Origin of the sequence: Coleofasciculus sp. D1-CHI-01, assembly GCF_040218875.1 — a bacterium.
Classification (GTDB): Bacteria; Cyanobacteriota; Cyanobacteriia; order Cyanobacteriales; family Coleofasciculaceae; genus Coleofasciculus.
The window spans coordinates 25300-37495 of record NZ_JAVJQP010000161.1 but is presented as its reverse complement, the minus strand read 5'-3'; the positions used below and the strand labels follow the sequence as shown (position 1 = coordinate 37495).

The following is a 12196-nucleotide window of genomic DNA, read 5'->3' as shown; positions in this document are numbered from 1 at the left end:
CCCTACTCAGTCGGTGTTCAGCAATGCCTTCATCATTTTCTCCTCTATCCCAGCCAGAACCGGAAAATAAATGTCCGGATTGCCTGTACATGACATTGGCAGGAATTCCGGTGCAACCTGTAGAACATCCTGACTATCTGGAGTTTCTGCAACCGTTCTCAACGCCACAAATTGACCTGTACTTAACCCTTCAGTTTAGCCATCAGTGGGAATCTTTACCTAAAGGACGGGTTCAGTTTGGACTCAAAGGGGGAGCATTAAGGCTGAGGATAGAGGGGGGTGAGATTCCTTATGAGTCCCGGATTATGGGTTCTATGGAATTGGGTGTACCAACGGTGGAGACGGATTCCCCAACCAATCGTCCAATTCGCGATCGCACCTCACCCGAATTCGATCTGCCCACCCTTGATCTACAGGGAAATGGAGCAACCGGACAACCGTCACTAAACGGGGAACCTAACCATTATTCCATTTGTCACATTACTACAAAAGTAACCGAAGAAAACCCCGCCTGGATTTTTGAAGAAGAACGGGGACAGCCTGTCTTAAATGGCTGGCTCAATCAGGTCAAACTCGGCACATTGAGCATTTCTACCCTTCCCTGTCGCGTGGACGCCACATTTGAAGTATCGCGACGAGATATTTGTTTGACCCATGTTGACCGATTGTGGAGTCCGGATATTAGTCGCAATAAACGGGCGGTGCTGGACAGGCTGATTATTCAGCAGTTGCTGGAACGTAAGTTTAAGCCCTATCTCAGTCGAGTCGAGTTACATTATGATGGATGAACGTTTTTTTACCCAACTCCAAGCCCTGATTCAGAACGTTGTCGCGGCAGAAACAGACAATTTAGCTCAACTGGCGGCAATGGTGGGTCTGAATTTGGCACGAGATTTCGCCGAGTCTAATCTCAGAGATACGAATCTCAAGGGTGCTAACTTGGTGAAAGCTAATCTTAGAGGAACGGATTTGCATGGCGCTAACCTGATGAAGGCGAGGCTGTGCGGGGCGGATTTGCGCGGGGCGGATTTGATTCAGGCTAATCTGTGTGGGGCGGATTTGAGACAGGCGAACCTACGGGGTGCGGTGCTGTCGAATGCGGATCTCACTCAGGCAAATTTAGCAGGGGCTAACCTCACGGATGCCAATTTAGGCGGGACAACCTTAAACTACGCGAATTTGAGGACAGTGGATTTCAGAGGCGCTCATCTCTACCAGGCTCGTCTTTATGCCGCTAACTTGAGTGACGCTAAACTTAGAGGAGCCAATTTGGGGAATACTGACCTGAGAGAGGCGAACCTTAAGAGCGCCTATATGATTCGTGCTTATTTGGGACAGGCTAATCTGCAAGGGGCGGATCTCGACGGCGCGAATCTGAGTGAATCAGATCTGAGTCAAGCGAAACTCAACCGTGCCAAATTACGGAATACTCAGCTACGGAATACTGATTTTAGCCTCAGCGATTTAAGTCAAGCCACCTTAATTCGTGCCAATGCTAGCCACGCCCACCTGATTCGCGCCAACCTACGAGGGACGGACTTGATTCGCACGAACCTCACTGGGGCTGACTTACAGGGGGCGGATTTGAGTCTGGCTGATCTGAGTCTGGCTAACCTTTACTTAGCCAATTTAGGCAATGCTAACTTAATTCGCGCCAATCTCAGCATTGCTGAACTCGGCGGCGCGAATCTGAGTCGAGCCAATTTGAATCAGGCGGATTTGAGAGGGGCAAATGTGGAAAATGCTGAGTTTGCTAGCAATCCAGGATTGTCTGAGGAGATGAAGCGGGTGTTGAAACGGCGCGGTGCTATCTTGGCAGAGGTGAGGAGCGATCTCGTGGGGGTGTTGGCATCTCGGTAATTAGATGCGATCGCTCTTTTTCCCAGGTTGTGCGATCGTGAAATTAATGGCAACTTCCTACTCTCCCTACTGTGACTCTCCCTACTGTGATCGAGGGTCTATAGGAGCGCACATTTTCCCATGATAAAAAAGTACCTCAAACAACAAAAAAAGTCAATGACTACGGGATTTAAATCATCGAGGCAATATAGTCAGGATATAATCCTATCCGGTTGAACCTTCATCGGTGGATCTGTTGTCACATAACTAAACCTTTTCGATTTATCCGTTGAGTTTTAAATTTATCAAGATAATCGGATTTAGGGCTGAAGCTGGACAGTCCTGGAAAAGCTTGACTTTACGTTGGTTTTGGTTGTAGTATCAAAAAAATGAATCCTGTATTGTGCTGTTATTGTAGCTAATTTAAGGATAAAACGCCTCAACGCCTTAAAAATACGTCTATTTTCCTAGCTAAAGTCGTAAATCATTAAATACTACAAACGTACTTAATGACCAAATTTAATCAACTCGCTCTGGGGTTGATTTGACAAAAAAACGTTTTATGAGTATGAGGTACATCAATTATAGCCATCCATGATTCAGGGGACTAATGACAAGAGCCTGATTAATAGTTGACTTCTCCCTGGCATAAATGACCAGGGATTCTAAAAGGATACTTCGGGACGGGTTTAGGGAAAAAATTAACTCAAGAAACCCATAACTTTTATGCACAACCCGCCTTTTTTTTATGGGAGCATCCCGTTTTGGACAAAGCATTACTTAAAGTAACGCAATTGCAAGAGTTTCAGCCCCATTCAAAGAGTCAATAGACCAAATTGGGATGCTCCCTTTTTTGTCAGAGTGGATGTGAGTGATAATGTTGTGTCGATGTTTTGATTATTGGATAGGCTAAAGCCCTTACTACGAACGAGGGTCTATAGGAGCGCACATTTTCCCATGGTAAAAAAATACCCGAAACCTCAAAAAAAAGTCAAGGGCTGACTCGAGTTTTCTCAGGGGTGACAAAAGCAGATTGGGTGATCGCTCAAACTGGAGAAGAGGGTTGACAACTCAGAGCCGCTTTTGGATAAGCAATCCGCTGGTGATTGCACTGTTGCCAAACTTTGACAAAGACTTCCGCCGTAATCAATAATTCTTCTTTGGTTAACCCCGAATCAACTAACTGCTTATCTTCCCATCGGGCTTTGAGGATTTTCTTAACCGTGATTAAGGCGGTGTCCGGGGTAACATCTTTAAGCGATCGCAGCGCCGCTTCACAGGCATCGGCTAACATGACAATTCCGGTTTCTCGCGACTGAGGAATCGGTCCATCATAGCGAAAGTCTGCTTCTTTGACCGAATCTACCCCCTGTTGCTGAGTGCGTTGTTTGGCTTGAAAGTAAAAATAGGAAATCAGCAATTTACCTTGGTGTTCGGGAATAAAATCCCGAATCGCTTTCGGTAACTGATGTTTGCGAGCCATGACCAACCCTTCAGAAACATGCTTTTTAATAATCTCGGCACTCTTACGGGGGTTGTTAATTTGATCATGTTTATTCGGACCGCCCATTTGATTTTCAATAAATCCCAACGGATCATGCATTTTACCAATATCGTGATACAAAGTACCAGCCCGAACCAGTTCCACATTACAGTGAAGTTCACGAGCGGCGGCTTCAGCTAACGAGGCAACAAACAAGGTATGTTGGAATGTTCCTGGCGCTTCCGTGGCTAACCGTTTGAGCAATGAACGGTTGGGATTGGACAACTCCGCTAACCGAATTGGCGTCACCAAATCAAACAAGCGTTCTAGATAAGGAGAGAGTCCCAATGCCACAATACTCCAGGCTAGCCCCGATACCCCGTAGAGAGCCGCACCCGGTAGCACCGCGTACCAAATTGTGCCAGCACTGGCACTCATAATCAGATTCAGGACGAGATGAACGCTGCCCTGGGTCAATCCCACGATACCGCCTAATAACGCCAATTCCTCCCGCGATCGCATCCGTCCGGCAACTAACGCCCCCACTAAACCCCCGGTACCACCCGCGATTAAAAATTCCCAGCTCACCTCCATACTAAACGTGACCAAGCCGGTCAACAGTGTCACCACAGTCGCACCCAAACTTGACCCATAGAAACTCCCCACTAACAACCCAATCGCGGGCAGGCTATTATATTGCCCTCCCAATAGTGCCAAGACGGGCGTACTTACACTCAACAGCAGCACCAAAATATGGTCGCGTCGCCGCAGGGGAGGATGGACTCGACGTTCGACTAACCAAAAAATACCAACTCCCCCAGTAACCAAACCGCCAAATCCAATCAGCCCGATCCAGTTAATTTCGCGACGACTCAAGCCATAGTAATCCAGCAGGACAAAATCCGCCTGGGTAATTTCCTCGCCCGCTTCGACAATGACTTCTCCTTCTTGAGCCGTCACCATCACCGGATCTACAGAGCGAGCGGCTTGTTCTGCCCGACGCTTGGTTTGTTCTGTATCTTCAATTAGATTGGGCTTTAAGTTAGAGGTCAGGAATTCCACGGCTAAGGGTTGTGCCTCAGCCGGAATCAGCGTACTCACCTGCACCGCTACCGCATTGTCTAATAGATCCGAGGGCAATCCCGGCGGAATTCCTTGGGTGAGAATGTGGCGAGTGGCATCCTGAATTCCCTGTCGAGTTTTCTGCCAAGCGGAATCAGACAGATCGAGTACGGATGCATCGTAGGCAGGAGTCGAGTCCGGGGTTACACTTGATGAGAGTTGAGCCACTGCCTTTTGGTAACCCTGACGAGCTTTACTGGCTGTCTGCATCAACTCAGAGAAGGCTGGGGTAGACGCTACTTGACGGTAACTTTGCAATTCGCTTACCGCTTGGATAAACTCCCGAGTCAACGGTTTTTTCTCTCGGTTCGGGATAACCACTCCAGGCTCAAAGGGGTTGACCGGAGCATTATCTTCGACGAAAGCAACAATAGCTTGCCATTCCCATGCTTCACTCTGACGCATATACTGCTGGGTGGTGGCGGATAGCACCGAGGTTGGCACAAACGGAAACGAACCACTAATTTCTCGCCATTGGTCTATTTTGTCCAATGATTGTTGTAGGTTTTGATCAATCTCTTGAGTCAGAGATTTGTCAATCATTAAAACCGGGAACGAACCCGTCCGAGCCTCTTTGCGTTTTTCTTCTGTGGTTTTAGTATCCTCAACACTGGCGTCAAAGCGAGCGCGGATGGTATAGGGGGCATCCCTACCAACATCGAGGGTTGGTTGATTGTAAAAACGGTTTCCCATCACGCTGGTGAGAGAAACGACGGCTAGGATAAACATGACGGGTGAACGTCCTTGCCGCTTTGCTGATGGTGGTGGATTGCCTTTTGTCCCCAGGAAAGAAAGGGTTTGTTTTAACGGATGACCTGGCTTTTTTTGCTCAGGGGAAAGATGACCATCAGACCCGACGAATGGAAGGATGGTACGAAATTGCTCAGATTTTTGCCGCAGGTGGTTTAGTTGTTGCGTCAACGAGTGGAGCGTTTTCATAGCAGAAGAGTTGCCTTTTTAGGTGAGCGGTAGCGGTGAAACCGCGAGGCAGACAGGTGGGGATTTGCGGTCAGTTGATTGGGTTTGAGTTAGTCGGCTGTAATGGTTTGAGTTTAGCTCTTTTTAGCTGACAAAACATGGCTTACCCACCTATCTATAACTTATAAACGACGTTGAATGATATTCGGTGCAGCAACGGCTGCTTGTTTGTACCGACCATTGATTTGGTTTTGATCGTAAACCCCTAGCCAAACCGCTAGTAATTGGTCTGTTAATTTTTGCCTCTTTTTGAAGACCGGAATTTTTAGGGCAGCAACTCGCCAGCTTACTGGAATACCGTTGATACCGTTATAAACACCCGCTAATGCCCCTGTCAAAGCCGCCGTAATTGGGTTTTGGTAACCGCTACGAACGGCACGGATGACACAGAGACGAAAATCTTCGGGTGTATAGAGGAAACAATAAAAGGCTAAAGCTACCGCCATATCTGAGGCATCCCCCCTATTACCTAAATTTGCGGGTAGACGGCGCACCTTCCTCGTGGTGGTTTCTAAATCTGCACCTGCTTCTATGAGGGTTTGAACCTGTTGTAATCGGTAGGCTAGGATGCTTTGTTCTGTCCCCAAGCCTCTCAGGATGTGGGGAATCAGGGTTGTTCGGTTAAGGGTTTCGGTGAGCGTCAGAGCCATGGCGGTAGCGATTGCCCACACCCCCGCCGAGGCGTCGGTTTCGAGTTGCCAAATTGCTGCCGCCTGAACCAGGTGTTGCCGTAACAACTCTTGATTTTCGTGAAAAAAAAGCGCCATTTGCAGCGTTGCCACTGCTGCTTCGCTGCTTTGGGCTTTCCCTTTCAATTCTAGGAGTGAGGGTTGGGTTTGGCTACAGCGACTGATCCAATCGTCTAGATTCAGCCTGCCTGTGTCGATTAAACTCTCGATTCCACAAGTGGCGATTTGACTCCAAGGGGAGAGTTTGGGAATACAGAGGTGGGACTGACTCGGTTGGGGTTGGCGTTTGGTGAACTGAAGCGATTTTCTACCAACTGAATCACCGAGTCCTTGATCAAGGTGATGGCTGACCAGCTCACCAATCAAGCTACCCAGTAATGCTCCTTGAAATCGGCACAGAAGAGAATGCTGCATTAATTCGCTCTTGCCCCTGTTTTCAGGGTATGGACGAGAGCTAAGAGTCCCAAGCGATAACTTTCGGCACCAAAACCGCTGATCTGACCGACAGCTACGGGGGCGATGAATGAGTGATGTCGAAATGGTTCGCGCTGATAGATATTACTCAGATGGACTTCCACTACAGGCAGGGCTACGGCGGCTAAGGCATCGCGTAGGGCTACACTGGTATGGGTATAAGCACCAGCATTGATTAATATCCCATGATTTTGCGTTCTCGCTGCTTGTATGGCATCAACCAAAACGCCTTCATGGTTGGACTGTAACGTCACAACTTGGCAGGATAATGAACTCGCCTCCTGTTGTAGGAGTTTGTCAATTTCTGCCAAGGTCACAGACCCATAAATACCAGGCTCTCGGAGTCCTAGAAGATTCAAGTTTGGACCATGCAGGACGAGAATACTCAAAGAACTCCGAGCTTCATTCGCCACGTTAACTAATTACCGCGAACGACGGCGTGGATTATTCACCGGAATGGGGATGAGTTCGGGTTCCGGCTGCGGTTCAGGACCCAAGAGGGTTCCAACCAGCTCGCGTGCCCATTCTTTCAGTTTTTCCAACACCTTTTCTATATAATCCATTAAACTGAATGCTCCTGTGAGACAACTTAATAGGTTTTTGACCGTCTTAACAACAGGACGAGTGCTAGAAGCCTTGCTCGGCACTACTTGGGGAACTCTTGGGCGCTTTATTGGGCGCTTTGGTGAAAACCTTGCCCAAGTTAAGACTATGACGCTGATATTAAACTGAGCGGTTTTCCTATTCCTATACACCGTCTGGATCGTTTTAACCCATCTGTTGCATTTCTTAACGTTCAGCATAACACACAACCCCACAGCCTAGCTATCCCCTAAATGGAATATGAAGTCGATCCTGCGATCGCAACGGTTTTGGCTTCCCTACTTTCAGTTATAACTCAAGTTAGAGGTGAGCCTAATGGTATTGCTGCAATAATCGGCGTCGCAGTTGGTCGAGGGCATAACAGGCACTCCAATGACGAACCGAAGCCCGATCGCGATCGCGACCCAAGTTATATTTAAAACACTCCACCCGATCATCTGGCGTCGCCAGACCGATATACACCAACCCCACCGGCTTAGATTCATTCCCACCGCCAGGTCCAGCAATGCCAGTAATACTCACACCCCAATCCGTCGTCAGCCGCGATCGCACACCTAATGCCATTTGCTGGGCAACCTGTTTACTCACCGCCCCCCATTTATCCAGCTCTGATGACTTAACCCCCAGTAAGGACACTTTCACGTCATTGCTATAAGAAATTATCCCCCCCTTAAAATAGTCAGAACTTCCGGGAACGGCTGTCAGCATACTGCCTACACCGCCTCCCGTACAGGATTCCGCTACACTCACGGTTTGATTGGCATCGATTAAAAGCTGACCCACAACCGAGGCTAGGGTATCTGTATCTGAACCAAAATAGTCAGTCCCAGCAATTTGCCGCAGTTGCTTGACAACAGGTTCAATTACCTGTAATGCTTCCCCTTGAGACGGCGCACGGGCGCTAACCCGTAACCGGACTTCTCCCTGAGAGGCGTAGGGGGCGACGGTGGGGTTGGCTAAGTCAAAAAATGACGCGACTTTTTCGGCTAACGCGGATTCCCCAATCCCCCAGAATCGTAAGGTTTGACTGTAGATAATTTGCTCTCCCCAACCTTGACCTTTGAGATAGGGAACCGCCGTTTCTCGCCACATCCGCTGCATTTCACTGGGAACACCGGGAAAGGTGAGAATGGTTAAACTGGGGCGCGGTTGCCAGATTATACCCGGTGCGGTTCCCTTGGGGTTCGGTAAAACCTTTGCCCCTTCCGGAATCAGGGCTTGCTTGTGATTATTGGCGGTCATTTGCCGCCCCCGTTGAGCAAATTTGCGAGTAATATCCTCAATGATGTCAACTTGCTCAATTAGGGGAACGCCAAAGAAATCCGCTAAGGTTTCCGTCGTCAAGTCATCTGGCGTCGGTCCAAGCCCTCCCGTGAATATCAGAATCGCCGAGCGATCGCACGCCATTGCCAAGACTTGCTTTAACCGCGAGGGATTATCGCCGACAACGGTTTGATAGTAGTGAGGAATACCCAGATCTGCCAATTCGCAGGCTAAAAACTGGGCATTCGTATTCAGAATATCCCCTAGCAGTAACTCTGTACCAACACAAATGATTTCTGCGCTCATGGGTTTATTCGTCAGGGAACGGGGAACAGGGAACAGGGAACAGGGAGAAAACAAGGGACATCAGACGAATGACCAAATTACACCATTGTGGGTACAGGAATATTCAGATGGGGATATAAGGGAAAGCGATCGCACAATTGTGCCACACGACGCCGACAATCAGCGGCGATGGTTTCATCCTCCCGATTGAGTAAGCGATCGGCAATAATATCACCAATCTCGATAAATTCAGCCACGCCCATTCCGCGTGTCGTCATCGCCGGGGAACCGAGACGTAAGCCACTGGTGACAAAGGGAGACTCTGGATCAAAGGGAACCGTATTTTTATTCGCGGTAATATTCACACCACTCACCAGTTGATCTGCTCGTTTCCCGGTCATGGAAATACAGCGTAAATCCACCAGCATTAAATGATTATCCGTCCCGCCAGAGACAATTTTCAAACCCCGTTTTTGCAATTGACTGGCAAGGGCTTGGGCATTTTCAATCACATTCGCCGAATAGTCTTTAAATGCGGGTTGTAACGCTTCACCAAACGTCACAGCTTTCGCCGCGATCGCATGTTCTAATGGACCGCCCTGACTTCCTGGGAACACCGCTTTATCCAGCTTTTTGCCGATGTCAGGATCACGGGTGAGAATTAAGCCGCCTCGGGTTCCCCGCAGGGTTTTGTGTGTGGTTGTCGTAACAACATCACAATGAGGAATTGGGTTCGGATGATGACCTGTCGCCACTAAACCCGCGATGTGAGCAATATCTGCTAGTAGGTAAGCGCCCACTTCATCCGCAATGCTGCGGAATTTTTCAAAGTCAATAATACGCGGATAAGCCGAATAGCCACAAATCAGCATCTGGGGGCGTTCTTTGAGGGCAAGTTCGCGCACCTGATCATAATCCAGTTGCTCGGTTTCCGGATTAACGCCGTAGTGACAAACCTTAAACCACTTCCCCGACACATTCACAGGCGAACCATGGGTGAGGTGTCCCCCATGGGATAAATCCATCCCCATAATCCTGTCTCCCGGCTTGAGCAGCGCCAGGAATACGGCAAAATTGGCTTGAGCGCCGGAATGGGGTTGGACATTGGCATGAGCTGCACCAAAGAGCCGTTTAGCCCGGTCAATGGCAAGCTGTTCGACCTTATCGATGAATTCACAACCGCCATAGTAGCGCTTTCCGGGTAAGCCTTCGGCGTACTTATTGGTTAACACTGAGCCTTGAGCCGCCAGTACCGCCGGGGAGGTAAAGTTTTCACTAGCAATCAGTTCCAGATGGTCACGCTGGCGTTGAAGTTCTTGGCTTATTCCCTCAGCGATTTCTGGGTCTGTTTGGGCGAGAAAATCTAAGTTTGTTTGAGTCACGTCCGTCAATCCCTTACGATGCTTTGCCGTCCAGTTGGGTTCATAAACGTTTTACCACATTGCCCGTTGCCGTTGCTTTGCTCAAACCCTGACCCATCTCCCCTGCGTTTCTCAGAGGTAAGTATCCAATGGATGAAAGTTAAGCTCTGTGTTGATAAAGAGCCTCTAGCTAAAGACGTAAATTATCATGGGATCAGCGCTCTAGTGGAATTAACCGGAGGCGTTCTATGTTAGTTATCCTTACCGAAGAGCAAATTTTCTCCCCGACTCAAGTTTGTCAAAGCTGTTTGCTGGCTGACAGCAAGGGTCAACCCCGTTGGCGTCGGGGTAAGCTGGGATGTGGTCATGCCATTCGTAAACTCACACCCCATCAACCGGAGCAATATGAGTGCGAAATGGGTTTCCGCATCGCTAACCTTGAATAGTTTATCATCTGGGACAATAAACTGAACTACTGTCCGAGTCCGAAATCGTCCTTAAATAAAACCCATAACAATGGGTCACCTACGTTATCCTGAAAATAGTTAGATAGCGATTTGAACCACCCGAAAAGGAGAAGCAACGATGACTTGGCGCGGCTCAACAACAGTTAAAGATCGAATTTTTGCAGCGCTGCCCTATCTGCTGCCTTTATTGTACGCACTGCCGTTTGGTGTTTTTCTACTCAGACAGTTTCCTGTCCTAAATATTATTCTTGTACCGCTCTCTCCTTTAATTTTCATTCAAAGCACAATTCCATTTGCGGGACTGATTCTTTTCTTTGTCTTATTTTTAGCCGTTGTCAGGAATGAAAGGATTGCCCACTTTATTCGTTTTAATACGATGCAGGCAATTCTTTTAGATATTCTCTTGGTTCTATGTAGTTTTGCCATGAGGATTCTCGGACAAGGATTGGGAGCGAACTTTTTCATAGAAACCCTATTCAACGTGATCTTTTTAGGTACGCTGGCGGCTTGCGGCTACGGGATAGTTCAGTCATTGCTGGGGCGCTACGCCGAAATTCCCACACTTTCGGAAGCGGTTTACGCCCAAGTTCGATGATTGGTCATTGGTCATTGGTCATTGGTCATTGGTCATTGGTTAGGGTGGGAAGGCTATTTACAAACCTCACCCCGTTAAGTTTATTTCCATCGACCGACTTAGCCCTAGATAAAAAAGGCAAAAATTTCCCTTGTCTGCCTGATCCGTGGTTAAAGGGTGACGGGTGCAGAACGGGGGACAACGGTGTTTTCTAAATGACCAATTCCCTCAATTTCCACACGGACGCGATCGCCGATTTGCAAGTGCCCAATCCCTCGTGGCGTACCGGTCAGGATTACGTCCCCAGGAAGCAGGGTCATAATCTGAGAAATATAGGAGACTAAGAAGTCCGGGGCAAATACCATTTGATCAATGGATGTCGATTGTACAGGTTCCGGCGCATCGTTTAAAAACGTCTGCAACTTCGCCCCAGCACTCAACTCCCGCACAATCCAAGGTCCTAGAGGACAAAAGGTATTAAAACCCTTTGCCCTCGTCCATTGACCGTCTTGTTTTTGTAAGTCGCGAGCAGTGACATCGTTGGCGATGGTGTACCCCCAAATTTTTGCTTGGGCTTGTTCGGGCGTACAGTCTACACAGAGTTCACCAATAACCAGCGCCAACTCTCCCTCATAGTCCACCCGTTTTGACTGAGGTGGAAACTGGATATCTCGATTCGCCGCCGTTATGGTTGTCGGTGGTTTGAGAAACAACAAGGGTTCTTGGGGAACAGGTGTTCCCATTTCAACGGCGTGATCCATATAGTTTTTGCCAACGGCGACAATCTTGGATGGCGCACAGGGAGCCAACAATGTATAACTATCCGGTGCTAACTCCAGATCAGTCGGTTGACCCTGTAGCCACGGCGGTGCATCTAAAACTTGGATACTGCGGTTGAGTTGTAGCAAGCCATAGTAGGTTTGCCCTTGAGCCGTTTTAATTCGGACGTAGCGCTGCGCCATGATATTAGAGATTCCTTGGTAATTGAATGAGAGCATTTTACTGATATGGGATTTTGATTGACCCTGGCAGCTAGCTAGAATTAATACCAAAAAATA

The 12196-nt window shown here is 48.3% G+C and carries 10 protein-coding genes; 4 read left to right on the top strand and 6 right to left on the bottom strand.

Translation table 11 applies throughout. The features are described 5' to 3' along the window. Positions 1 to 23 precede the first annotated feature (23 nt). Positions 24 to 788 carry a hypothetical protein gene (locus tag RIB93_RS28160; RefSeq protein WP_446377890.1) on the top strand — a complete coding sequence of 255 codons (765 nt, stop codon included), beginning with the start codon at positions 24 to 26 and terminating at the stop codon, positions 786 to 788. Beyond that, on the top strand, positions 778 to 1860 hold the full coding sequence (locus tag RIB93_RS28155) for a pentapeptide repeat-containing protein (RefSeq protein ID WP_446377888.1): 1083 nt from the start codon (positions 778 to 780) through the stop codon (positions 1858 to 1860). The genes RIB93_RS28160 and RIB93_RS28155 overlap by 11 nt, the downstream gene beginning before the upstream one ends. A gap of 1024 nt (positions 1861 to 2884) precedes the next feature. On the opposite strand, the gene RIB93_RS28150 is transcribed toward RIB93_RS28155, so the two are convergent. The 5 genes from RIB93_RS28150 to glyA all read right to left on the bottom strand — a co-directional run bounded on the left by RIB93_RS28150 (position 2885) and on the right by glyA (position 10118). Beyond that, entirely contained in the window at positions 2885 to 5383 is a 2499-nt protein-coding gene (locus RIB93_RS28150; RefSeq protein ID WP_446377886.1) for an HD family phosphohydrolase, read from the bottom strand. Positions 5384 to 5544: 161 nt separating this feature from the next. Further along, on the bottom strand, positions 5545 to 6525 hold the full coding sequence (locus RIB93_RS28145; RefSeq protein WP_446377884.1) for an ADP-ribosylglycohydrolase family protein: 981 nt from the start codon (positions 6523 to 6525) through the stop codon (positions 5545 to 5547). Next, on the bottom strand, positions 6525 to 6998 hold the full coding sequence (gene aroQ, locus RIB93_RS28140) for a type II 3-dehydroquinate dehydratase (RefSeq protein WP_446377882.1): 474 nt from the start codon (positions 6996 to 6998) through the stop codon (positions 6525 to 6527). The genes RIB93_RS28145 and aroQ overlap by 1 nt, the downstream gene beginning before the upstream one ends. A gap of 502 nt (positions 6999 to 7500) precedes the next feature. Further along, the gene (locus RIB93_RS28135; RefSeq protein ID WP_446377880.1) at positions 7501 to 8757 is read right to left on the bottom strand and encodes a competence/damage-inducible protein A; all 1257 of its coding nucleotides are present in this window, start codon (positions 8755 to 8757) and stop codon (positions 7501 to 7503) included. A 77-nt stretch (positions 8758 to 8834) separates the two neighbouring features. Further along, the gene (gene glyA, locus RIB93_RS28130; protein WP_446377878.1) at positions 8835 to 10118 is read right to left on the bottom strand and encodes a serine hydroxymethyltransferase; all 1284 of its coding nucleotides are present in this window, start codon (positions 10116 to 10118) and stop codon (positions 8835 to 8837) included. 227 nt (positions 10119 to 10345) lie between these two features. Between glyA and RIB93_RS28125 the strand changes: the two genes are divergently transcribed. Both RIB93_RS28125 and RIB93_RS28120 read left to right on the top strand, forming a co-directional pair. Further along, entirely contained in the window at positions 10346 to 10543 is a 198-nt protein-coding gene (locus tag RIB93_RS28125) for a hypothetical protein (RefSeq protein ID WP_446377876.1), read from the top strand. 139 nt (positions 10544 to 10682) lie between these two features. Further along, entirely contained in the window at positions 10683 to 11159 is a 477-nt protein-coding gene (locus RIB93_RS28120) for a Tic20 family protein (RefSeq protein WP_446377874.1), read from the top strand. A 149-nt stretch (positions 11160 to 11308) separates the two neighbouring features. Here the strand turns inward: RIB93_RS28120 and RIB93_RS28115 are convergent, their stop codons facing one another. Continuing rightward, a complete protein-coding gene (locus RIB93_RS28115; RefSeq protein ID WP_446377872.1) occupies positions 11309 to 12100 on the bottom strand; it encodes a fumarylacetoacetate hydrolase family protein in 792 nt (263 codons plus the stop codon). Between the last annotated feature and the right edge of the window lie 96 nt (positions 12101 to 12196).